Below are 24,933 nucleotides of genomic sequence, written 5' to 3' on the forward strand. Positions count from 1 at the left end.
GCTCAACACAGTCCGCCCCGGAGAATTAGTCATGCCTAAAACAAACACAACAGAGATTCATTGGTTGCCCGATGTCGAAGAACATGATTACCCGGCAGCCGGCTCTTATCTCAGCATTCTTTACAGCGACGACAAGGTAGCCGAGATGATAGCCCGATTAAGAGGCGCTGCCGTGGTGCAATTCAAGGCCAAGGACCTCTTCAGGGCTTCACAGCTGTCATTATTGGGCGTCAGCAATTCGCACGTAGAGAAGGATATAAAGAAGATCCGGAAACAGAAAAGTCTTTCCCCTTTACTACTGGTCCGAGATTCACAAAATGGCAAAGTGATCATTGCCGATGGCTACCACCGTTTGTGCGCCATTTACGAGTTTAATGAGGATGCATTAATCAGTTGCAAGATTATATAAGCCTGATTAGCTCAAAGACGCGACAAACCAAGAGATCCGGCTACCTCAAATGTGAGGCAACAATTTTAATGAAGCGCATATTGCAGATGAGCGGAGTATTTTTACTGGTCTTTTTTTTCTCCGTTTGGATTTGGTTAAGCCCGATGTCGGGAAATTTTCTAAATTACCTAATCTGGAAAGCGACTACCAGCACCCAAACGGTCAGTGGCGACATTGAAAATCAGGGCGCCCAAATTCGTTATGTCGCTTACGGTCAGGGCGAGCCCATCCTGTTACTGCATGGCGGCTTGAGCAATAAACTCAGCTGGTTTTCGCAGATACCCTGGCTGGTAGAATCGGGCCGACGTGTAATACTGATCGATACGCGTGGCCACGGCGAGTCGACACCCGGCCATTCTGCGCTGACATATCAGGTTTTTGCGGAAGACACCTTGTTGGTGTTGGACCGACTCGGTATTCAACGTACCAATATTGTTGGCTGGAGCGATGGCGGCATTATTGCGCTGATATTGGGTCTGGAGTCCCCGCAACGCGTGGGAAAAATCATCGCGATAAGCGCCAATTTCCACCCCTCTGGTGTAATCCAGGCATCCGACAACTCTCAAGTTGATGCAATAAGCCCACCGCAACATAAGTTACTCGATTGGCTACGAGGCTGGTGGTCTGGCGCGGGAGAAAACCACCCGGCTCTGGAAGCGGAGATTAAAGCCCTGTGGCGTGTGGCACCGCAACTCAAGCATACAGATTTGCAGGAAATTACCGCGCCGACCTTAGTCATCGCCGGCGAAAACGACATTATCGATCTCCCACACTCTGGCGAATTGGCGCAAATGTTGGCAAGAGCAAAAATAGAAATTGTCTTGGGCGCGGGCCATGCGGCACCGGTTACTCACGCACGCCAGGTTAACCAGTTAATTGCATCATTCTTGGACTTAAACCAATGATGCACTATGCCTTAAGCGCTTTTTAATGGGTCAGACTATGAAAATCAAAAGAGTACTCTTGGTGTTTCTGACTTTAGGTCTCATGCCGGCAGGTGTCTGGCTAAGTGTTCAAAAAAGTCCGCTGCTTGTAGAAAAACAGCTCACTACCGAAGGTTTCGGGGATATCAATGTCGCCGAACCCCTTTGGAACTCTCACGGTATGGGAATAGTGTTTGTCGATAGCCAAAAGTATCCCCCAAGAGCCTTGGCACAGCGACTGGCGGCAACCGGCGTAACTGCGGCCGTCATTGATACCGCCACGATCTTTAAACGATTTCATATTGAAAATAAGGAATGCCTGGATAGCCACTTTATCGCCACTTCCATTAATGGTTTGATAAAACAGCTGCCTCGCCCAGCGATTAACCGACTAATAGTTGCGGGGGTTGCCGAAGCGGCATTGTTACCGTTTCTGAATGCTCAAGACCCTATTGGGAATGAAACCATCAATCTTTCTATCGGTTTTTCGGTGATGTTACCGGCTGATTTAGACTTATGCCCACCATTAAGCAGCTCGCAGAAGAATCAGCAAGGCTTGCTGATTTCCGCGCCAGCCCCCAAAGGCAACTGGCGATCAGTGTGGACCGATCAACCATCTGACGAAACCGCAGTGTTTATCCGGACATTAGGCGATGTCGATACCCGAATTGCCGCTTACGACACACCGTTGGACAACTTATTGATCGAGGCAGTCAAATCAGCGATTGGTCAGAGCAGTCAGGCGTCTCCACCAATGCCGGTGGTGGAAGTGCCTGCCGCCAAAGCCAGCGATACGGTGACGCTGTTCTATTCCGGTGACGGCGGCTGGCGCGACCTGGATAGAACCGTCGCCGGCGAGATGGCGGCGCAAAATTATCCGGTAGTCGGTGTCGATGTCTTACGCTATTTCTGGGAGCATAAAACGCCGGAACAGGCCGCCGCCGATCTGGCCACCACCATGGCGTACTATCGAAAAAACTGGGGCGTAAAGTCTTTTGTTCTGGCTGGATATTCGTTTGGCGCCGACGTTTTGCCGCCAATATACAATCGCCTGTCCGCGCCCGATCAAAACAGCGTATCGCTGCTGGTATTGTTGGCATTGGCTGACCACGCCGATTTTGAAATCCACGTGACCGGCTGGCTCGGGCAAAGCGACGGGGAACACGCTTTGGCACCGGAACTGATAAAGCTGCCGAAACAGAAAATTTTGTGTATTTATGGCAAAGACGAAAAATCCGAGACCGCCTGTACGGCCTTGGCCAATAGCGATGCCCGCATTCTGGAACTGCCTGGTGGCCACCATTTCGACCAAGATTACCCAAAGCTGACCCGGCAAATTCTGGACGTTTACCAACAGCATGGTATCCACTGATTTCATCCCAACTTATAACAGCCCATGACTCGCAAAAGCCTAAGTCACTTCTTACAGTGGATCAGCCATTGGCTGCCGGTGGCCTTATTTGCCTGCGCGCTTTACATCGTTCATCGGCAGTTAGCCATGCACGATCTAAGCGACATTCTAACCACACTGAAAACCACACCGATGCTTATCATCGGTGCCGCTTTGCTACTGACCGTGATTAACTATCTGGTATTGGCCGGTTATGACTGGCTGGCATTACGTTTCACCGGGCATAGCCTAATTCCGCTAGGAAAGATGATCCCGGCGGCTTTATTAAGTTACGCGATTAGCAATAACACCGGCCATGCCTGGGCCTCTGGCGGCTCGATCCGCTATCGGTTTTACTCCGGGTGGGGCGTGCACGGCTGGGACATTTTAAAGATTTCCTTGTTTCAGACAGTGACCTATCTGCTGGGCGCGCTGACCTTGGGCCTGGTGGGCAGCTTGATATTGCCTCACTATTTATCCAGCACTATTCAAGAACCATCGGCCATTCATTGGGTCAGTCTGATTTGCGCGATTAGTTTGCTAGCCTATTGGGGTGGGGTTTTTCTATGGCGTAAGCCCTTATTGATTAAAGGTTTCGAATTACATCTGCCCTCACCCCGAATGGCATTTTGGCAAACCCTGGTCGCCAGTATCGACGTGGTGTTGTCGTCGCTCGTGTTGTGGGTGCTGTTGCTAAACCAGGTGGACATTGATTTCGGCGCCTTCCTGGTGGTGTTCGTGGTGGCCCAGGTGATGGGCGTCATTAGCCAGGTTCCGGGCGGTATAGGTGTGTTTGAAAGCGCATTTCTGTGGCTGATGGCGGACGTTGAAGCAACGGATCAGCATCTGATTTTGATCAGCGCCTTATTGTTGTATCGGGTCATTTACTACTTCGTCCCCCTGCTACTGGCGGGTGTAGGTTTGCTGGGCTACGAACTATACAGCCGAAGTAGCCTTCTAGCTGAAAGCAGTGATTTGATCAGCAAGATTCTTAGTGCGATCTTGCCACCTCTTTACTCACTCCTGCTATTGGTAGCCGGCGGCCTCCTGATCGTTTCCGGCTCCATCCCCGCCAACTCAGAAGTCATGGATTGGTTACGCGATGCAATTTCATTGCCTATTGTGGAGTTTTCGCATCTGGCCGGTAGTTTAATCGGTTTACTGCTGCTGTTTTTGGCGCGAGGCATTTGGTTGCGGATTGATGCCGCGTGGTTCGGCAGCCTGATGCTGTTGGGAATGGGCATTATCGCCTCCTTGCTGAAAGGATTCGATTGGCCGGAAGCACTGGTCTTGGCAATGATCATGCTGTTGTTATTGCCAACACGCAATCACTTCCAACGTAGCTCGTCGCTGTTGCGCATGTCGTTTTCGGCCTCCTGGATAGCCACCGTGATAATGGTCCTGGCAGGCTCAACTTGGCTAGGATTTTTCGCTCATCGTGATGTCGAATACGCCAATGAATTATGGTGGCAGTTTTCCTACGAAGACGACGCACCTCGATTTCTGCGGGCCTTGTTATTGATCTCCGTGGTGAGCGTGTCTTATGGGCTGTCGCGTTTACTCAGCGTGGCTCCGCCGGAGGATTTGGAAAAACCGACGGCCGAGGAAATCGATGAAGTAAGGAATCTACTGACTCACTGCGATGATACCCACGGCTTTTTGGCGTTACTGGCGGACAAGTATCTGCTGTGGAACCCGCCACGCAACGCGTTCATTATGTATCAAACCACCGGCCAGTTCTGGATCGCAATGGGTGACCCCATCGGCGAACCGTCCGCCATTGAAGATCTGCTGTGGGAATTCCACGAACAGGCCAATCTACACGGTGCGAAAGCCGTGTTCTATCAAGTGGGTCCAAGCTTATTGCCTTACTATTTGGATTTAGGCATGTCCTTGTTCAAATTAGGCGAGGAAGCCCGGGTGGACCTGACTACTTTCAACTTGCAAGGCAAACAACGCGATTCTCAGCGTAGCGCCCGCAATAAATTTGGCAAAATGGACTATCGCTTCGAAATTCTCACGGGTGATGAAGTCACAGCCGCCCTGCCAATTCTGAAACATATTTCCGCTGCCTGGTTGACGCACAAAAACACCCGCGAGAAAGGTTTTTCGCTAGGCTTTTTCGCTGAATCCTACATTCGACTTACCAATGTCGCGGTGATCAAAGACCCATCCGGTCAGATCCAAGCGTTTGCCAATCTCTGGCAAACCCACAATCGACAAGAGCTATCCATCGACCTGATGCGTTACGATCCGGAAAGTCCGAAAGGCATCATGGATTTTCTGTTCGCCGAGCTGATGATGTGGGGCAAGGCGGAAAATTACCAATGGTTCTCGCTGGGGATGGCACCACTAGCCGGGCTGGAACGCCGTCCTTTGGCACCGTTGTGGCATAAGATCGGCACCACCATTTTCGACTTGGGCGATCACTTTTACAATTTTGAAGGGCTTTACGAATACAAGGCTAAATTTGCCCCAACCTGGCAACCGCGCTACTTGGCGGCGCCGACCGGTATTTCGCTACCGTTTATTTTAATGATCATCACCCGCCTGATCTCCCGCGGTTGGCAAGGTATTTTTAGCAAGTAGTCATATAACAAATGTCCTTGCCCGTAGTCACAACCGGCCTGACACCCCAGAAACCAGAAACATCAAGGAGTCTCAATGCATTCATCTTGTCACAGACGCTACCTATGTATTTGCCTGCTATTGCTGGCAACGCCTATGTCTGCAGTTGCGCAACAGACTATGGAAATCGGTAAAGGTGAGCGCCTGTTGGTACTGGCTCCACACCCCGACGACGAAACACTGAGTTCTGCCGGCCTGATCCAGCAGGTATTACAACAGGGCGGCAGCGTGCGTTCGACGGTAGTGACGTCTGGCGATGCTTATGTCGGCGCGGTGATGCAGGACAGCGGCAAACGTAACCCATCGGCGGCAGACTATCTGGACTTTGGCGAAAAACGTCTGGAAGAATCGCGGCGCGCCGCCGAGGTTTTAGGCAAGGGCTTTGTGCATCTGGATTTATTGGGGTTCTCGGACGGCAGCATTTATTCAGCACTGGTGTCGCATTGGCGGCGTAATAATCCGATGCGCTCCGAATTCACCGGCTTTGACCACGTGCCTTACCGGGACGCCAAAGATCGCGGCTTTGCCCAAGACGGTCAGGATTTGCTGAACGAACTAGTCGCCATTCTGCAGGACACCAAACCCACGATCATCGCTTTTCCCGATGTGATGGAAAACGACTCCGACCACGCCGGACTGGGCATGTTTACCTTGCTTGCAGTACATAAATGGCTGCTACAAAATCCCGTTCACCGCGCGCAACCGAAATTACTCGCCTATTTGATTCACTGGCAGCACGGCTGGCCGACCGGTTCCAACTGGGGCATGCCGCAGGACTGGAGCGACCAGCCGCTATTATTGCCCGCTGATTTGCCGCTGCGCGGCCATAGCCGGGCTTGCGTCAATCTGTCGTCCGTGCAAATCAACTTGAAGCGGGCTGCGCTGGCCGAGTACAAAACCCAACAACGCATCATGGGCGATTTTCTGTCGGCCTTTGTGCGCAGCAGCGAGTGTTTCACCCTGCTCAAGCCCGAGGACGGCAACCGTATCGAACAGGTTCTGGCGCATTGGCGGCAGGTGCGCAAGACATTTGATAATCATCCCTTGAGTCGGCGTAAAATTTGACCGGATATGCACCCCACAACGCGGTACTTGGCTTGGCCGTCAACAACGAGAGATCTCGAACATGTTAAAACTTCTGCTACGTCCGGTCATTTTCGTCACGATTGTGATGAGCATCCTGGTGATAGGCGAGTTACTGGCCATTGGCCGCCTGACCTGGCGCAATCACGAGCGGATACAAACCATAGAAACCGATATTGGCAAAGGCCGCTATTTGGAGGAAACGATTTTTGAATTGTTGGAACTGCAATCGCAACTGGCGTTGCACCGCAGTAATCCTGACGTAGCCGCCGAGCAGATCAACGACATTCAAGACCGGCTGCTGGATTTATTACAAACGCACAATAAAAGCTCTGAATTCGCGTCCGCAGTCGATCTAAACACCTTACAAACCAAATTTGCCGCCGCCAGCAACGGCGACGCGAAAGCATTAATCGATTCGGTGAATATGATTCGGCAAGTGCTGGACCGGCAGACTAACGAAGAAGAGAAAATGCTGATCGGCGTCGAGGACGACAGTCAACTGGAACTGCAATTGGCCGTTATTCTGCCTTTGCTGCTGTTTTGGATCGGCCATTATTTTTTTCGAAATAACGTGTTGGAACCACTGGATGCGCTGCGCGATTTATTATCCGGCCTGGCGGAAGGTGTTAAGCAGCCTATCAGACGCGAGACGGCAGATCCGATTTTGCGCGACTTATTCGACCGCTACAATCACTTGGTCGACCATTTAATAGAACTGGAACAGGAACATTTACATTACACCAATCGCCTGGAGCAACAAGTACGACAAACCAGTCACGCATTATTGGAGCAAAGCCAGCGCCTGGCCAAAGCCGAGCGCTTGGCGGCCTTGACCGAAATGGCTGCTAGCACCGCCCACGAATTGCGCAATCCGCTGGCGATTATTCAAGCAGCCTTAGAGAACTTGTTGTGCGAAGCCAGCGACCCGGACCTGCGCCAACGCATCGGTCTATTGCATAGCGAAGTGCAACGCTTGACCAACCACCTTAATGACCTGCTCAGTTCGGCGCGCCATCGCAACAAAATTGCCCAGCCTACCGATGTGAATGCGGTGGTCAACGACTTGATCACGCTATTCAAATACCAGGCAACCGATAATATCCAATTTACTGTGCAGGGAAAAGCCGACAGTTCCTTGATGTTGCCGGAAATCGAATTCCGGCAAGCGCTATTAAATCTGTTGCAAAACGCCGTGCAGGCAATCGGCACCCGCAGTGGCAGCGTGCAGGTGCATATTACTCAAGACGCTCAGCGCCTGTCGGTGACAGTGATCGACAGCGGCGACGGCTTTGGCGAGGCGTTTTTACGGCAAGGCATCCGCCCCTTCGTCAGCCTGAAGGAAAATGGCAGTGGCTTGGGGCTGGTCATGGTGCAACGTTTCGCCAAAGATCTGAGCGGCCAACTTAAACTCGACAACGACGCCGCCGGCCACGGCCGAGTGAGCCTGAGTATTCCTTTGACTTGAACTGACTTCCCTGAGCAAAAATCAGCGATGGACCGGCGAACTCCGGTAAGTCGCATACAATGCCGTAACTCGCAAACCAGCCACGACCATGATGACCAATACCCTATTAATAATCGAAGATGAAGCCCTGTTAGCCTCCGAATTGGCACGCTACTTTAGCAAGGGTGGCTGGGAAGTCAGCATTGCCCACTCCTTGCAACAAGCCGAACAGTTTCTGAGCGGACAAGCGCTGGACCCATTGGTGGTGTTATCGGACATGAACCTGCCGGATGGCAACGCCCTGGACTTGCTGGAAAAACTTAAACCGGAAATCGGCAGCAGCGAATGGGTATTTCTCACTGGCTACGGCAGCGTCGCCGATTCGGTGCGGGCCGTGCGGCTGGGCGCATACGACTTTATCGAAAAGCCTTGTGCACTGGACCGCTTAAATCTCTTGGTGGAAGGCGCCGCCCGCAGCGCTCGCGCCCAACGCCGCCTGGAACAACAAACGGCCTCGCAGAACCATCAATACAGCATCGACAGTTTGATCGGCTCCAGCCCGGCCATGACCCAATTACGGGCCATGCTGAAACAAATCGCCAACGTGCCCTTCTCCAGTCTGATCGTCAGCGGCGAAACCGGCACCGGCAAAGGCATGATCGCCCGCATTCTGCACTATTCCGGCAGCCGTGCTGCCGCGCCGCTGGTGGAAATCAACTGCGCCGCGCTACCGCGCGAACTGCTGGAAGCCGAGTTATTCGGTTACGAAGCCGGTGCTTTTACCGGCGCGAAAAAACGCCATCGCGGCCTGTTCGAGCAAGCGCACACCGGCACGCTGTTTCTGGATGAAATCGGCGAAATGGATCTGGATTTACAGAGCAAGCTGTTAAAAGCCGTGGAAGATTTACGCATCCGCCGGGTGGGCGGCGAAGCGGAGATTAATATCGATGTACAAATCATCGCCGCCACCAATCTGGACTTGGTGGAAAAAGTCGCCGAAGGCTTATTCCGCCGCGATTTGTACCATCGTTTAAACGTGATCAACATCCGCATGCCGGCCCTGCGCGAACACAAACAGGACCTGGATCAATTGGTGCCGCAATTCATAGCCGAATGCAATCGCAAATCGGCCAAAGGGGTCAGCCATATTTCGGAACAAGCCTGGCAGGCGCTGAAAAGTTACGATTGGCCCGGCAATATCCGTGAATTGCACAATGTGTTGGAACGCTGCGTTTTGCTGTCCAGCGATCACAATTTGCCGGTGGAATGGTTGCAATTACAAACCCCACAAACCAACGCCGCGCATCATAATGCCAAGGTCAATCAGGAAGGTGTGTTCATTCCGCTGGACGGCAGCATCAGCCTACACGAAATGGAAAAATTCATTATCCAAGAAGCCTTGAACCGCAACGACGACAACGTCACCGGCGCCGCGCGGATGCTGGGCACTACTAGGGAGACACTGCGCTACCGAGTGCAGAAGTATCATTTGAAATGTAAATTTTAAGCGAAGCGGGCTGATTAAGCGGGGATAGCTTTATCGCGGACAAAAAAATGCGCCCTGACCGCCCGAAGAACTTCGACCAACCAGAGCGCCACGTCCACACATGAGAACAGGTAGGAGTAACAACACAAGCTAAGTGTTGCAAGGTTGATGCCAAATAACCTATTCCTTGATTTTTCTGGATTTATGCGGCTCAGAGCCGATACCACGCCGGGAGATTTGCACCAGATGCAACCAAAATCCGGCTGTTTTGCACCAGGATGACTCAAATAGACGATGAATTTGCGCAACCGGCAGACCATACCGAATACTGCGCTCACGAATCGCAACATTCGAAAAAATTTGTCGGACACTTTTGTTCAGAACGCGGCGACTGCACAAAATTACGCCGTCACCCGAGCTTTCAGCGAGAACACCCGAGTTATTTTGGAGAATCGTCGAGAAAAAGCTCGACGCATTCGGAGGACCGCAAGGATAGCCACCGATGGGTATGCGCGGAACGAATCCGAACAACCAAACGGCCCATGCCGGACATCTGGCGCTCGAACATTCAACCCGGGTGGGCACAAAAACCACGCCCGCCCTACTCGGCTTTATTGAAGCGTCCTTTTAAGGTACTTTTGAGCTGGAATTTCAATATACCGATAGGTTATAAATGAGAGCACGAATATTACGAACATCAAAGAAAAATACTTTAGTATTGAAACATTCATAGGGCTATAGTTACTTGACAGCGCTCCAAAAACATAAACGCCATAAAACAAGTATGCCTTATAAATAATCCAATGATTGAGGTAAATCGAATAAGACAGCGTACCAAGAAGCACAAATATTCGTGTATTTAACAGTTTTGCTAGGAAGCCACAATCACTCGCTGTTGAATACAATAACAAGCCAAAGGAAGCAATAACCAAAGAGTGACTTAAGCTAAAATGCATCGCAAACAATACGCCACTCCCACCTATTAGCTGCAAGCTCGTAGCTACCCTATAGTCAGTAACCGGAATTTCCTTATATACTATAAAAATGAAAATACCCAACATAAAACCTGCAAAGCAACGAATAACAACAAAACCGTCTTTCTCACCATAATATATTAAATACAACGCAACAGATAAGCTAACAACTATCATGCCAACAAAAAATATATTGAACCGCAGCCATTTTATTATAAAAGGAAACAGCAAATAACAAGCCATCTCCGTACTAATACTCCAGGCAGGACTATTCAAGGGTGCCAATGTCAAATCAGATAAGCTCCAGCCCTGAATTAAAAGCAAACTCGCAACTAAGCTTTCAAAACTTACACCCGGCATACCAACCACTTCAGGCCGATTAGAGTAAAAGGACCACTCTAAAAAAAGGTATAAAATAAGTGTAAAAAAATGAAGAGGATAAACTCTAGAGAAGCGTGCAACGTAAAAAGATTTAATCAAATTACTCTTGTAATCAAGCAAAAACAATGAAGCGTAGACATAAGAAAGAATATAACCACTTAAAATAAAAAAAAAGTCTACCCATAAATACCCCATACTAAAAAAACTGGTTACTGAATCAAGAGCAGCGCCTTTATCGTAAGATATTTCCCTAATATGAAAAAACACAACCAATACTGCAGCGACCCCTCTCAGAGAGTGGTGAGAAACAATAGTTTTTCTATATCGATTATCCATTATTAAATAAGCACCTTGCAAAAGGTTAACATGTCTTTTTAGCCAAGCCCATGTCCAATTTCATCTATAGCGTTTTCAAGCTCATTGGGAGTAAATATTTTACAAAACAGCCATTCGTATTTGATTTTATATCATAGCAATTCAATCCGGTTTAGCTCTGGTCTGTAGGGCGGCAGAAAATAAAATCGCATGCCGTTTTCCTCCAATAAATTCCAATAAGGTTTCAGTTTCTTGGCGTTGTGAATCGGTGCGTTATCCAAAACACCACCAAGGGTTTGCTGAAACCTTCGATCAAGGCCATCAGAAAACCAAATAACCAAAGGGTATTCATGTTATGCCACAGTTTAACCAGTATGACTCGGCCGGATGAAAGTAAATTGCCTATGACGACATCCATCCACTGCGCGCGCGTGGCGATCACCGTATGAACATCACCGCTTTTCGTCCAAACAGAACGATTCGGCGGTTGTGGCGCAAATCCGGCTGCATCCCCTTAGGCCAACTCGCTGTCTCCGGCTTCCGTGTGGTTTATCAACGCTGAAATATAGCGTCGGGCTTACTTCGAACCGCTCGGGATCTCACTTCTTGCGCCTTTTAGGTATTTTTTTAACTGTAGCGCGTGCGTTTCCAGGCGTAGCCCATCCGTTTCAACTCGTTCCGCAAGGCTGGCGCTGATCGTCACGCCGCATGCCGTTGTCAGGTGACGGCCCCATGCACGACAGGTCAACGTCTCCGCTTCAAGCCATTCCTTGGGTAGTTGGCGATACTCATGGGTCAATTTGCTCAGCAGGCGACAGCGCGGCTGGTCCGCTAAACTGCTGACTCCGGTTCTCCACCACTTCCGCCGCCGTTCACCGATGGCTTTTGGCTTCACCTCTTGTTGCTCCGTAACATTCCGTATGCTGCGCCGAGCACCGGAGCTTTTGAACGGACAAATCGGCAGGATAGCTGATTTGCATGCGCATTACCCGAAGGGCGAGGTACATGGATGTACCGAGTGAGCAGCCCGTTAGGGGCGCTGCAGGAATGCGGCGCGTTGCCGAAGGGGCAGGAAGCCCCTTTCGGCAACCCCGTTCAAAAGCGAGGAGCGCAGGGAATAAGGCATCCGGGTGGCCTGCTGACTCGCGCCATCCGGGCGCTCGCACTTCGTGCGCCTATGGCGTCCAAATCCGCTCCCGGCGGATTTGTCTTTGGATACTTTTCTTTGGACAAGCACAAATTCGCCTGGAGCGAATTTGAACAGCCGATAGGCTGGCCCGAAGGGCGAAAACCACGGATGGTTTTCGTAGCGAAAGTATCTCGGCTGTCGGGCCGAGACCCGACATTAAAATAGGTCGTGGCAATTCAACACTATGCGTACGATCACGCGATCGATGCGCTTCACTTTGTTCAGCACATCCTATGGGCTAAATCACGCTTTAGGTCTCCTGGCCGAGTAGTAGAACAACCACCACAAATGTGCAACAAAAATAGGCCCAAAAATCACAGCAAAAACATACCAAAGATACGGTTTTAAAAATTCAATATATGTAACGGCTGGAATTATCGGCAACGAAGAAAAGAACAAAATTTCAATACGAAGGAAGACCCTGACAGCTTCTGCCAATCTACTTCGGTCAAGCCAATCCCCTCCAACTTCTTTAAGAAACAAGTCGTGATTTCGGTATCGCAGAAGCCTATCGATCTTCCAAATGGCCAACATGAGCATAATGATGCTAATTATCCAATTAGGCATAAAAACTCCATACAATCATCGTTGGCAGAAAGCCGTGCCCACCCCAGGCCTATAGTGAAACCGGGATGGTTTTCTCCCCGTATGCCGCGCCGAGCGCCGGAGCTTTTGAACGGACAAATCGGCAGGAAAGCCGATTTGCATGCGCAGCACCCGAAGGGCGAGGTTATGGATGTACCGAGTGAGCAGCCCGAAGGGGCGCCGCAGGGATGCGGCGCGTTGCCGAAGGGGCAGGAAGCCCCTTTCGGCGACCCCGTTCAAAAGCGAGGAGCGCAGGGAATAAGCGGCATCCGGGTGGCCTGCTGACTCGCGCCATCCGGGCGCTCGCACTTCGTGCGCCTATGGCGTCCAAATCCGCTCCCAGCGGATTTGTCTTTGGATACTTTTCTTTGGACAAGCACAAATTCGCCGGGAGCGAATTTGAACAGCCGATAGGCTGGCCCGAAGGGCGAAAACCACGGATGGATTTCGTAGCGAAAGTATCTCGGCTGTCGGGCCGAGACCCGACATTAAAATAGGTCGTGGTAATTCAGCACGATGCGAACAATCACGCGACCGATGCGCTTCACTTTGTTCAGCACATCCTATGGGCCTAAATCACGCTTTGGGTCTCCTGGCCGAGTAGTAGAACAACCACCACAAATGTGCAACAAAAATAGGCCCAAAAATCACTGTAAAAACATACCAAAGATACGGTTTTAAAAATTCAATATATGTAATGGCTGGAATTATCGGCAACGAAGAAAAGAACAAAATTTCAATACGAAGGAAGGCCCTGACAGCTTCCGCCAATCTTCCTCGGTCGATCCAGTCCCCACCAACCTCTTTAAGAAACAAATCATGATTTCGGTATCGCAGAAGTCTATCGATCTTCCAAACGGCCAACATAAGCAAAATAATGCTAATTATCCAATTAGCCATAAAAACTCCATACAATCCTCGTTGGCAGTAAGCCGTGCCCCCCCCCTAGGCCTACCGTGAAACCGGGATGGTTTTCTCCCCGTATGCCGCGCCGAGCACCGGAGCTTTTGAACGGACAAATCGGCAGGATAGCCGATTTGCATGCGCAGCACCCGTGAGGGCGAGGTACAGGGATGTACCGAGTGAGCAGCCCGGTAGGGACGCCGCAAGGATGCGGCGCGTTGCCGAAGGGGCAGGAAGCCCCTTTCGGCAACCCCGTTCAAAAGCGAGGAGCGCAGGGTATAAGCGGCATCCGGGTGTCTTTTCTTTTGGATACTTTTCTTTGGACAAGCAAAGAAAAGTATCTCGGCTGTCGGGCCGAGACCCGACATTAAAATAGGTCGTGGCAATTCAACATGATACGAACGATTGCGCGACCGATGCGCTTCACTTTGTTCAGCACATCCTATGGCCCTGGATTATTGTCCAAAGCTAGTCGAAGGTACCCATCAAATCTGGCGTGAATCAATTCATCGGTTATCGATTTAATATCTTCAGCTAATTGTTCTAACTCTTCAACGGTTGGAATAGGGTGAAGCTTTCCAGGAGTTATTTGTATTGAGGCTTCGCCATCAAGTTCCTGAGACCAAACACTGTGAGTCAATTCATTACGTTTATCAGTTAACCGCCCTGCACGAACCAATAACGCCTGGAGCTTTAACAAGGCCTCCCCTTCACCCAGTCGTTTTTTAGCTAGTTTTTTGATTCGCTCCCTTAGCGATCTAGTCCCTTCATACTGAGTAGCATCCAAGACCTCCTGGGGAGTAATTTCAGCAAATGACCTTATAGTCATTTTTAGCACATGGTTAAGTTGCTCATGACGAAGTGCCACTTTTCCAATTGCAGCAAGTAGCTCCTGATCTTCAGGTAAAAAAAACATCAACATACTTTAGACTTTTACCCCTTCCGTATAAATCAATTACACCACCAACCTCGGCACCGCCGACAACAACCTCTGAGTATAAGGATGCTCCGGCGCCCCACAAACCTTAGCAGTCAAACCTTCTTCTACAACCTTCCCCTTATACATCACCACCGTCCGATCACTGAGATACTCCACCACCCCAATGTTATGCGTGATAAACAATAAGGTCAGATTCCGCCGCCGCCGAATGTCGAGCAGCAATTGCAGTATTTCCGCCTGCACCGACACATCCAGCGCACTGGTGATTTCATCGCACACCACAAACTCCGGATTCAAGGCCAAAGCTCGCGCCAAACCGATGCGTTGGCGTTGGCCCCCGGAAAACTCGTGCGGGTAGCGCCACAGCGATTCGCGGCTGAGCTGCATGTCTTCCAGCAGTTGCCCGGCCAGCTCGATACGCTGTTCTTGATTGGCACCGATGCCGTGCACTTTCATCGGTTCGGTTAGCGTGGTTTCCACCAGCAAACGCGGGTTGAGCGAGGATTGCGGGTCTTGAAAGGCAATCTGCATCTTGCGGCGTAGCGGCCTGAGTTCGCGCGCGGACAGGCCGGTGAGTTCCTGGCCGTCGATGTGGATACTGCCGGCAGTCGGCAGTTCCAATTGCAACACCGCCCGGCCCAAGGTGGTTTTGCCGCAGCCGGACTCGCCTACCAAGGCAACGATTTCGCCGCGCGGAATATCCAGCGATACTTCATCCACGGCTTTGACGTAATCGACGGTTTGCCGGAACAAACCTTTTTTGATGGGGAACCAGACTTTCAAATCACGGATTTGCAGAAGCGGTTCGCCCTCCTTAACAATTATCTGGGAGGAACTCTTATGACTATCCCCATCTATCCGAGCCGAGCTGGTAGTCCCCTCTCCCTCCGGGAGAGGGCTAGGGTGAGGGGAGTTCATCGAAACGTTTTGCGTTGACTGTAGCCTTAAGCCGGCGCGCTCCAGTACGGAAAGCAGTTTTTTATCGCTCTTACTCAGCAACTCATCCGACAGAGGGGGCGAATAAGGTGAAGCATCGATTTGCATCCCCTCACCCTGCCCTCTCCCGGGGGGAGAGGGTTCTGCTTCCGTTTTTACGACGGGCTCCTCTGGCAGAGGGATATCTTCCTCGCTTGGCGATTCGGCGGTTTCGGGAGCAGACGGATTCACACACCTAACCGCCCGGCCCGGCTTGGCCAGATTTTCCGGCACCGCAGCCAGCAATTGTTGGGTATAGGGATGCTGAGGGTTGCGCAGTACTGACTTACACGCGCCAACTTCCACCAGCTTGCCTTGCTGCATCACTCCTACCCAATGCGCCATCTGCGCCACTACGCCGAAATCGTGGGTGATGAACAACATGCTCATGCCGGTGTCGTCCTGGAGTTTGCGCATCAGGCGCAAAATCTCAGCTTGTACGGTCACATCCAGCGCGGTGGTCGGTTCGTCGGCAATCAGCAATTGCGGCTGGCAGGCCAGGGCCATGGCGATCATGACCCGTTGGCGTTGACCGCCGGAGAGTTGGTGCGGGTAGTCGGCAAAGCGGCTGGAGGCATTGGGGATTTGCACCTGTTCCAAGGCCCTGATGGTCCGTTCGGTTGCTTCCGCATCGTCCATATCGGCATGATGCAGTTGCAGGGCCTCGGTGATTTGTTCGCCTATACTCATGACCGGATTTAAGGAGGTCATCGGCTCCTGGAAAATCATGGCGATTTGTAAACCGCGCACGGCACGGATGCCCGGATCATCCAGGGCTAGCAAGTCCTGCCCGTTCAGAAAAATCTCGCCGCTGGGATGCGAAGCCACACCGTCCGGCAATAAGCGAATCACCGACAAGGCGCTGACCGACTTGCCGCTGCCCGATTCGCCGACCAAACAAAAGGTTTCGCCTTTGGGGATGCTGAAACTGATGTCGTCTACCGCCCGCACTTCGCCGCCGCCGGACCTCAAATAAGTGCGCAGATTGCGCACTTCCAATAGGGCTTGGCTCATGATTTAACCCCGGCTTTGTCCGACAAGCGCGGGTCAATCGCATCCCGAAACGCCTCGCCGATCAGGTTGTAGGCAAACACCGTCATGAAGATAGAGCCGCCGGGGAATACCGCCATCCACCAGTTAAACGTGGAGGATTTGACAGCTTGATCCAGCATCGCGCCCCAGGATGGCGCATCGACCACACCCAAGCCCAAAAAGCTTAAGGTCGCTTCCGACAAAATCGCCCCGGCCACCCCAAAGCTGACCGCGACCAATAAAGGCGCGACGCCGTTGGGTAGCATATGCCGGAACAAGATCGAGCTTAAGGGTAAACCGCTGGCGACTGCTGCTTGCACATAATCTTGTTTGCGTAATTTCAAAAATTCCTGGCGCACGTACCGCGCATACCCAGACCAACCGGTGACGCCGATGATCACCATCATCATGTACAAACTGCGACCAAAGAAGGCCACGAAAGTCAGCAGTAGAAACAGCGTCGGAATGTCTTCGAAAATCTCCACCAGGCGCATGCCCAACATGTCGACAACACCGGAGAAATAGCCCATCAAGCCGCCGACCACAATCCCGATAGCCAAGGCAATACCGGAGGCAATCAAACCGATGCTCAAGGAAATTCGGCAGGCGTGGATCATCCGGCTTAATACGTCGGCGCCGTTTTCTTCCGTGCCCATCCAATGGGTATGGCCTTCGGTGGCGAACGGCGCTTCCAGGCCTTTGCTGCCCAAATCGCGCAAGTAATCGACCGGCGCATAGGGGATGGGTGGCATGATTTTCCAGTCCACTTGCGTATAAGCAGCGCTGCGGAATTCGTCGTAGATCACTAAGGCCGGTGGTTTGACGAACATATTAACCGCTAAGGCAGCCAAGGCACTGCCCAGTAAAAATAACAAAATCTGCTTGCCACCAGCCAGGCTAAGCCGATAAACCGCCAAAGCGATAAAAAAACTGGCCAAAATCCAGGCATCTTCGACGCTGAGGTACTCCAACACCGGCGCGGAAATCACGCCATCTTTACTCATCAGCAGCGGCATGGAGTTGGCCAGAAACGGCGCAAATACCGCGCAAAACACTAACAGCGCCACCCAGCCCAAGCCAAACTTGACACCAACGCCGGCCAGGGTTTTGCGCCAAATGCGCGCAGAAAAGGATTCGCGGCTGATCACAGGCTTAATCATAACTCACCCGCGGATCGGCCAGGGTGTAACAGAAGTCGGCGATCAAATAACCAATCAGCGTCAGAAAACCGCTGATCCAGGTAATCGATAGCACCAACTCGCGGTCGCGGCCTTTCACTGCTTCCACAGCCAATTGACCCATACCGTTGATGCTAAAAATATTTTCGACGATCAAGGAGCCGGCCAGCAAACTGGGCAGTAAACCAGCGGAGACGGTAATCAAGGGCAACAAACTGTTGCGAAATACGTGTTTCCAGAGCACATCATTCTCAGCCAGACCTTTGGCGCGCGCGGTGCGGGCGTAATCGGCATGCAGATTTTCCAGAATCGAGGTGCGGGTCAATTTGGTCAGCGCGGCAAAGCCGCCGTAGGACAAACAGATCACCGGCAAAATCAAATGCCAGATTCTGTCCAACAAGAAACCCCTGACAAATCCGCCCTCCTCCCAATGCGGCAGGAAGGGCATATCTTGCGCTTCCAGACTACTGATGCCAGCGGTGGGGAACCATTGAAAATGCTGGATGTTGGCAAAAAAACCCAGCAGCAACACGCCGGCCAGCATGGTGGGTATCGACCACAATGCCAGCATCGACATACCCGCGCCGACATCGAATGCACTACCGCGTTGGGTAGCCGCCTTCATGCCCACCATGATGGCGATGATATAGGTAAGCGGCAACGTGACTAGATTTAGCAGTAAGGTGATCGGAATTCGTTCGGCCAGAATGTCCGACACCGGCCGACCGTATTGAAAGCTGGTGCCCAAATCCATGCCCTTGCTGAACGAAAATTCGCCGCGCTGGCCTTGGGCGTCGGTAACAAAACCGATAGGTGAGACATTATTCAGCCAGCGCAGATATTGCACCGGTGCCGGTTTATCCAGGCCATAGCGTTTGTTGTAATAATCCAGTAGCGCCTGCTTTTCCTGCGGCTTCATGTCCATGCCGCCGATCAAGGTCTGGGCACTGATGCCGCCCGGCGACATGGCCATGACGCTGAACACCAGCACGGTAATTCCCAACAAGGTGGGGATCATCAACAGCAAGCGCCGCAGGAGATAGGTCAGCATCGGCGAATCCTTGCCCTATTGGCTGTATTTTTGCTGCGCCAGCGGCACGTAGTTTTCCAGCGGCAAGGAGCCGAAGTTTAATCCCAGTTTGGTCATTTGCAGATTGTGGACACGCTTGTCGACAAACAACAGACTCTTGCGGCGCATCAAAAAGGTATAGGGCTGATCCTCGTAAAGGATATGTTCAGCTTGCTGCCAGAGTGGCATGCGTTTGCTTTCATCGACAGTGCGGCGAGCATCGTCGATTAATTTATCCAAAGCAGGATTTTTGTAACTGACGTAGTTATCACCTTTGCTGACGGCTTGCGAGCTATGGAAGATTTGGTACAAATCGGTTTCGATACCGCTGGTCCAACCCAGAGTAATCGCGTCGAAATCTTTTTTATCCAGATTTTCCAACATCACCGGCCATTCCTGCGGGGTTGGAATTAGCTTGACGCCGGCGCGGGCGTAGAGATCTTTCAATAAAAGCACCATGCGTTTGGTGTCTTCGTTGGCTTGAAAGTAGGTCAGTTGAAATTCAAAGGGTGCACCGGCCTTATCTTCCAATACGCCGTCACCATTTTTATCCTGATAGCCGGCATCTTTTAGCAAGGCTTTGGCTTTATCCAAATCGGCTTGATACGGCTGTAAGGCCGCGTCATGCTGTTTGCTGGTTTTACTGAACGGACTGACCGCCGGCTCGGCGTAATCCAACATCACATCTTTAATCACCCGGCTGACGTCGGTGAGATAGGTCATGGCCTGGCGCACGCGCTTGTCGGCAAAACGGGTTGGCTTGCCGCCGCGTTCCTGGTTCCAGCCGATGTAGCTATAGCCGACGACCGGTGGCATGTACTCGAAGTTTTGGCTCTTGGCCTGGATTTGCGGGTCTTTTTTCAGCTCTTGGTATTCGACCGGACGCGCCGAATAAGAATCGATGTCGCCATTGCGAAAGGTGGTTAAGCGCGCGCTATCGTTTTGAATGATTTTCCAGAGAATGCGATGGTAAGACGGTTGCACGTCGCCCCAGTAACGCTCGTTACGCACCAGTTCGATATTGCCTTTGTCCGGCGTCCAGTTTTTCGGATCGTTTAATCGATAAGGACCGCTACCCAATAACAAACCTTTGGATTCGTTGAATTTTTGCGGCTCTTTTAAATACGGTTCGTAAAAATGCTTGGGCATGATGCCGATGCCACCGGCCAAGGACAGCGCTTCGAAGTACGGCTCTTTGAAGGTAAATACCACTTCGTACTTGCCGTTGGCTGTGACGCTTTTGATCTTTTCCAGATAGGCGCGTTCGCGCGGCGCCTGGATGGCGTCGGTCATGATGAAATTGAAACTGAATACCACGTCGTCGGCAGTCAGCGGTTGACCGTCCGAGAAACTGACGTCCTCGCGCATCCGGAAGCTAATCACCAAGCCGTCTTCGCTGATGGTCCAGTCCTTAGCCACCAAACCTTCCCATTCCAAGGTGTCTGGATTACGGGTAATCAGACTCTCCAGCACATAACTTTGCACATTGGAGGCATACGCATCACTGGACACCAGCGGCGTGATGGTCTTGAGATTGGTGCCGAAGGCTTCCACGCTCCAGTCACCCTGGGCGTAATCCGGCATACGACTCGCAGCATGCGCGCGTTGAAAGGCCTGGGCGACATCACCGCTCGCGGTGGCGTTCACGGAAGGGTTGGCGGCGGCAATCGCTCCGGAAGCAATCGCCCCGCGCAGTTCGCGCACATCCTTGGCTTGCTCGGACAGCGCGGCTTGCATTTCGCTCAATTTCAGCCATTGCCGGTCGATTTGATACATCGCCAACACGATCAGCACAATGGTCAAACTGAGTAGCGCGTAGAGAATCCAGTCTCGGGTAGTTGATTGTGTTTGCATGTTTCCAGTGTTTCGCAGAAATTAAACAGAAACTTGAGCGACGCTTTTGCTTACGGTCAGAACTATCCGAAGTAGTTCTGACCGTAAGCAAAAGCGTCAGGTGTCCATACTTTTTAACCCGGTGACTCGCTGCCGCGCTAGCCACCGGGGTATATCTTTACAGCAAATTGGCGATAGGTGCCTCGGGATTGACATCGGCGTCGTAATCGACGCCGTCTACCTCGAAACCGAACAACTTCAGGAACTCGTGTTTGTAACCGGCAAAATCGCTCAATTCGTTGATATTGTCATTGTTGATTTGTTCCCACAAAGCGTTGACTTTGTCTTGCACTTGCGGCTGCAATTCTTTCAAATCGGCGCGTAGGCGACCGGTATCGTCCAAGCTGGGATGGGCACCGTAAAGACTGTCGCGGAACAAGCCGTTGACCTGTTCAATACAACCTTCGTGGGTTCCCTCTGCCTTCATGGTTTTGAATAGCAAGGCCAGATATAAGGGCATGACCGGAATCGCCGCACTGGCTTGGGTAACCACGGCTTTTAGTACCGACACCCTAGCGTCGCCACCCAAAGTAGCTAATTTGCTGCGGATATCGATGACACGTTTGTCCAAATCTTTTTTGGCTGCGCCGATGGTGCCGTCCCAATAAATATCCCAAGTAATTTTTTCGCCCAGATAGGTATATGCGGTGGTTTTAGCACCTTCCGCCAAGACGCCGGCATCCTCCAAGGCATCGATCCACATTTGCCAGTCTTCACCGCCCATCACCGCGACGGTGTTATCGATTTCTTCTTGGGTAGCAGCTGGCAAGGTGAAGGATTTGATGACTTCTTTATCGGTATCGATACCGTTTTGTACCAAATCTTTGCCGATCGGTTTGAGTGTGGAGTTGTGAGTAACGCCAGTCTTTGGATGGGTACGACGCGGCGCGGCCAAGCTGTAAATCACCAGATCGACTTTGCCCAAATCTTGTTTGATGGCGGCTATGGTTTTTTGTTTGATCTCGTCGGAAAACGCATCGCCGTTGATGCTTTTGGCGTACAGGCCTTCCGCTTCGGCAAATTTATGAAATGCTGCTGAATTGTACCAACCGGGGGTGCCTGGCTTATCGGCAGTCCCTTCGCGCTCAAAAAACACCCCCAGGGTTTTCGCGCCTGAACCGAAAGCCGAGACAATACGCGAAGCCAAACCGTAGCCGGTGGAAGCGCCCAGAATCAACACATTTTTCGGGCCGTTGGCGATAGCTCCGAAACTTTTGACGTAGTCGATCTGCTGTTTGACATTGGCTTCGCAGCCGACTGGATGGGTGGTGACGCACATAAATCCGCGTACGCGAGGTTTGATAATCATGTTGTTCCTTACATCGAGCTAATAAAAATTGAGACGGGAGCTGCTTCAGCAAGCTTTTTTAGTTATAGATTTTAAAGTTTATCCCATGAGTTGACCGAACAGGAAAATAATATCGATACGTTCCGGATCGAAAAACCACCGTATTCGGCTTTCTGCGGCTATGTTAATAAACGTCAGCCTAAAAGCCAATCCAGGTTGGACGCTGCTAGCTATTGCCGCATGGGGCAACGGTAATAGCGGGACGTCTCAGGAACCCTACCTAAAATCAGTAACAAAATCACCTGAGGTAATCAACTAACCGCTTAAACAAGCAAAAAAAAGGGAGCTTGAAGCTCCCTTTTTGTCGGTCCGTATTACGGTTTACTGTTTTTGCGTATTGATAACGATCTCGGCTTTAGTCTGCAACGCATTCAATACCGCTTCCATCTGCGCCTTACCGAAGGCCGTAGAGATGTTTTTGGCAATCAAGGCTTGTTTGCTCTTGTCGCTGTCCGACATTACGCCTTCGTTAACGCTGTTGACGCTAACCACCAATTTACCGCCCTTAGCTTCATCGATTACGGCAACGCTAGGCTGACCTGCCTTAGGTTTGGCAGTTCTAAAAATCTCCTGAGTGACGGCCGCCGGCAAATCACTAGCAGTACGCGTCAAGCCATTGATTTTTTTGGTTTGCAAATGCAGCGCTTCGGCAATTTGCACAAGCGTTTTACCGCCAGCCAATTCCTGCTTAATTTTATCGGCAGTGGCGATGGCCTGTTGTTTTGCTTTATCTTGCTGAATCGCGGCAATGACCTGTGCCTTAACATCCCTGAGGTCCCTGCTGGCGGCCGGTTGATGCGATAACATCCGCAACACCACGACTTTGTCACCGCCAATTTCCAGCGGTTCGCTGTTGCTGCCTTTTAACACATCTTCGGAAAACGCAGCCGCCCGAACTTTCTCGTCGGTAGCGATACCTTCACCCGCCGCGCGAGTGAAGGCTTCGGTCTTGCTGGTCGCACCACCCAACAATTGCGCAACCGCCGCCAAACTATCAGGATTTTCGTAACTAACTTCCGCAACTTTCTCGGCCAAGGTGTTAAATTTGGCTTCGGCCTGCGCTTTTTGATAAGCCTTGCTGACTTCTGCTTTTACCGCTTCGTATGGCTTCACGTCACCCGGTATCAACTCGGTGACTTTAATCAAATGATAACCAAAAGCCGATTTAACGGGTTCGGAGACTTCGCCAAGTTTTAAACTGCTAGCGGCATCTTCAAAGGCTTTTTCCATCACCCCGACATTGAATAAACCTAGGTCGCCGCCATTTTTCGCGGTTAGTTTATCGTCGGACACTTCGGCGGCCAGGGCGGCAAAATCCTTGTTTTTCAGATCTTGTTTCGCCTTCAGGGCTTTTTGCAAAGCAAGCTCATCAGCCGTTTTATCCTTGCTGAACGCGAACAGAATATGGCTGATTTTTCTACGCTCTTTCGTGGTGAATTGGACTTTTTGTTCTTCGTAATAAGCTTTTAACTGCTCTTCGCTAGGTTTAATCTCCGCGGCCAGTTTATCCAACGATAATTCCACGTATTCGATAGCCACCTGCTCGGGAGTCTGATAAGCATCCTGATGCTGCTGGTAATAAGCGGTAATTTCTTCTTCGCCAGGCTGTTGACTGACCGGGGTTAACGGTACGGTCACATATTCGACATCGCGGGTTTGGTTCTGGATTTTAAAGAAGTTATTGATTTCCGCCGGCGTCACGAAGCTGCTATCCACCACGGCGCGTTGAAACTGCTCCATAACCAAGGCTTTTTTGATGCGATTGACGAACTCGGCGGAAGACATACCCTGTGAACCGAGCATGGTTTGGTATTGAGTCTTATCGAATTTACCGTCTTTTTGGAAATACTCCAGGGTTTGAATGAAATCTCTTGCCGTCTCATCGCTAACCAACAGGTTTTGATCCTGAACGTATTGCAACAACACCTCGTCGCGAACCAGCTTTTGCAAAGCCTGCTTTTTTATCGTCTCTTCGTCGAACTTCATCCCTGCCAGATTTTGAGCGTATTGCTGATAGGCCTGACTGACATCGCGCTGAAAAAACTCCTTATCTCCGACAGACACCACTGGCGCTTCTTTACCGCCGCCAAGATAGTTTTGGATGCCCCACAATCCGAAAAGCACACAAATCAAAATCAATATGATCGATGCAAACAGACCATGCACCTTTTCTCTAATCTCTAAAAGCATAAACGCTGTCCTTAAACAGTATTAAACCCGAATGCTTCAGGCCATAAAATTAACAGGCAAAAAAAAACCTCGGACCATACGGCCCGAGGTTTCTGTTTTGGCGGAGCGGACGGGGCTCGAACCCGCGACCCCCGGCGTGACAGGCCGGTATTCTAACCAACTGAACTACCGCTCCAAAGTCTGGTGGGTGCTGAGGGGTTCGAACCCCCGACCCTCGCCTTGTAAGGGCGATGCTCTCCCAGCTGAGCTAAGCACCCGACTAAAGAGCGGCTAGTTTACAGCATCTTTTAAAGATTTGCCAGCTTTAAATGAAGGAATTTTCGCGGCTTTAATAGTAATCTCTTCACCGGTTTGCGGATTGCGGCCTTTACGCTCTGCTCTTTCTTTAACATCGAATGTGCCGAAGCCAACCAAGGCAACGGAATCGCCTTGTTTTAAAGCATCTTCTACTGCTTTGATAAAACCATCTAAAGCACGACCTGCATCAGCTTTAGTTAACTGGGACGCACTGGCGATTGCATCGATAAGTTCCGATTTATTCATTTATTTCCCCTTA

19 protein-coding genes and 2 tRNA genes are annotated in these 24,933 nt (G+C 51.2%); 7 read left to right on the plus strand and 14 right to left on the minus strand.

Features of this window, described 5'->3' with window-relative positions; genetic code table 11:
• Positions 1 to 31: 31 nt before the first annotated feature.
• From METH11B_RS0109680 to METH11B_RS0109710, 7 genes are all read left to right on the plus strand, one after another.
• A complete protein-coding gene (locus METH11B_RS0109680) occupies positions 32 to 409 on the plus strand; it encodes a hypothetical protein (RefSeq protein WP_020482911.1) in 378 nt (125 codons plus the stop codon).
• A 68-nt stretch (positions 410 to 477) separates the two neighbouring features.
• Positions 478 to 1,353: an alpha/beta fold hydrolase gene (locus METH11B_RS0109685; protein ID WP_026601875.1), complete on the plus strand. Its 876-nt coding sequence runs from the start codon at positions 478 to 480 to the stop codon at positions 1,351 to 1,353.
• Positions 1,354 to 1,390: 37 nt separating this feature from the next.
• On the plus strand, positions 1,391 to 2,743 hold the full coding sequence (locus METH11B_RS0109690; protein ID WP_036277285.1) for a virulence factor family protein: 1,353 nt from the start codon (positions 1,391 to 1,393) through the stop codon (positions 2,741 to 2,743).
• A gap of 24 nt (positions 2,744 to 2,767) precedes the next feature.
• Entirely contained in the window at positions 2,768 to 5,350 is a 2,583-nt protein-coding gene (gene mprF, locus METH11B_RS0109695; protein WP_026601877.1) for a bifunctional lysylphosphatidylglycerol flippase/synthetase MprF, read from the plus strand.
• Positions 5,351 to 5,485: 135 nt separating this feature from the next.
• The gene (locus METH11B_RS0109700) at positions 5,486 to 6,454 is read left to right on the plus strand and encodes a PIG-L deacetylase family protein (protein WP_020482915.1); all 969 of its coding nucleotides are present in this window, start codon (positions 5,486 to 5,488) and stop codon (positions 6,452 to 6,454) included.
• A gap of 61 nt (positions 6,455 to 6,515) precedes the next feature.
• A complete protein-coding gene (locus METH11B_RS0109705) occupies positions 6,516 to 7,940 on the plus strand; it encodes a sensor histidine kinase (protein ID WP_026601878.1) in 1,425 nt (474 codons plus the stop codon).
• Positions 7,941 to 8,031: 91 nt separating this feature from the next.
• Positions 8,032 to 9,426, plus strand: coding sequence for a sigma-54-dependent transcriptional regulator (locus METH11B_RS0109710; RefSeq protein WP_036277287.1), 1,395 nt, complete (start codon positions 8,032 to 8,034; stop codon positions 9,424 to 9,426).
• A 590-nt stretch (positions 9,427 to 10,016) separates the two neighbouring features.
• Here the strand turns inward: METH11B_RS0109710 and METH11B_RS0109715 are convergent.
• From METH11B_RS0109715 to METH11B_RS0109795, 14 genes are all read right to left on the minus strand, one after another.
• Positions 10,017 to 11,096 (minus strand): acyltransferase family protein, encoded by a 1,080-nt coding sequence (locus METH11B_RS0109715; protein ID WP_081733783.1) that lies wholly within the window; start codon positions 11,094 to 11,096, stop codon positions 10,017 to 10,019.
• Positions 11,097 to 11,227: 131 nt separating this feature from the next.
• Positions 11,228 to 11,416, minus strand: coding sequence for a transposase (locus tag METH11B_RS30165; RefSeq protein WP_081733784.1), 189 nt, complete (start codon positions 11,414 to 11,416; stop codon positions 11,228 to 11,230).
• Positions 11,417 to 12,507: 1,091 nt separating this feature from the next.
• Complete coding sequence (locus METH11B_RS0109735) at positions 12,508 to 12,831, minus strand: hypothetical protein (protein WP_026601883.1); 324 nt, start codon at positions 12,829 to 12,831, stop codon at positions 12,508 to 12,510.
• 594 nt (positions 12,832 to 13,425) lie between these two features.
• On the minus strand, positions 13,426 to 13,749 hold the full coding sequence (locus METH11B_RS0109745; RefSeq protein WP_026601885.1) for a hypothetical protein: 324 nt from the start codon (positions 13,747 to 13,749) through the stop codon (positions 13,426 to 13,428).
• A 445-nt stretch (positions 13,750 to 14,194) separates the two neighbouring features.
• Entirely contained in the window at positions 14,195 to 14,674 is a 480-nt protein-coding gene (locus METH11B_RS0109750; RefSeq protein ID WP_026601886.1) for a hypothetical protein, read from the minus strand.
• 33 nt (positions 14,675 to 14,707) lie between these two features.
• Positions 14,708 to 16,681: an ABC transporter ATP-binding protein gene (locus METH11B_RS0109755; protein ID WP_026601887.1), complete on the minus strand. Its 1,974-nt coding sequence runs from the start codon at positions 16,679 to 16,681 to the stop codon at positions 14,708 to 14,710.
• Positions 16,678 to 17,859, minus strand: a complete 1,182-nt coding sequence (locus METH11B_RS0109760) for an ABC transporter permease (protein WP_026601888.1) — start codon at positions 17,857 to 17,859, stop codon at positions 16,678 to 16,680. Before METH11B_RS0109760 ends, METH11B_RS0109755 begins: the two co-directional genes overlap by 4 nt.
• Positions 17,852 to 18,928 (minus strand): ABC transporter permease, encoded by a 1,077-nt coding sequence (locus METH11B_RS0109765; protein WP_026601889.1) that lies wholly within the window; start codon positions 18,926 to 18,928, stop codon positions 17,852 to 17,854. Before METH11B_RS0109765 ends, METH11B_RS0109760 begins: the two co-directional genes overlap by 8 nt.
• A 15-nt stretch (positions 18,929 to 18,943) precedes the next feature.
• Positions 18,944 to 20,800, minus strand: a complete 1,857-nt coding sequence (locus METH11B_RS0109770; protein ID WP_026601890.1) for a peptide-binding protein — start codon at positions 20,798 to 20,800, stop codon at positions 18,944 to 18,946.
• Positions 20,801 to 20,957: 157 nt separating this feature from the next.
• Entirely contained in the window at positions 20,958 to 22,148 is a 1,191-nt protein-coding gene (gene fabV, locus METH11B_RS0109775; RefSeq protein ID WP_036275769.1) for an enoyl-ACP reductase FabV, read from the minus strand.
• A 360-nt stretch (positions 22,149 to 22,508) separates the two neighbouring features.
• A complete protein-coding gene (locus tag METH11B_RS0109780; protein WP_036275772.1) occupies positions 22,509 to 24,377 on the minus strand; it encodes a SurA N-terminal domain-containing protein in 1,869 nt (622 codons plus the stop codon).
• Positions 24,378 to 24,475: 98 nt separating this feature from the next.
• Positions 24,476 to 24,552: transfer RNA gene (locus tag METH11B_RS0109785), tRNA-Asp, on the minus strand.
• 6 nt (positions 24,553 to 24,558) lie between these two features.
• Positions 24,559 to 24,634: transfer RNA gene (locus METH11B_RS0109790), tRNA-Val, on the minus strand.
• Between the two features lie 13 nt (positions 24,635 to 24,647).
• Complete coding sequence (locus METH11B_RS0109795; RefSeq protein ID WP_020482925.1) at positions 24,648 to 24,920, minus strand: HU family DNA-binding protein; 273 nt, start codon at positions 24,918 to 24,920, stop codon at positions 24,648 to 24,650.
• Positions 24,921 to 24,933 lie beyond the last annotated feature (13 nt).

This window comes from Methylomonas sp. 11b, assembly GCF_000515215.1.
Classification (GTDB): Bacteria; Pseudomonadota; Gammaproteobacteria; order Methylococcales; family Methylomonadaceae; genus Methylomonas.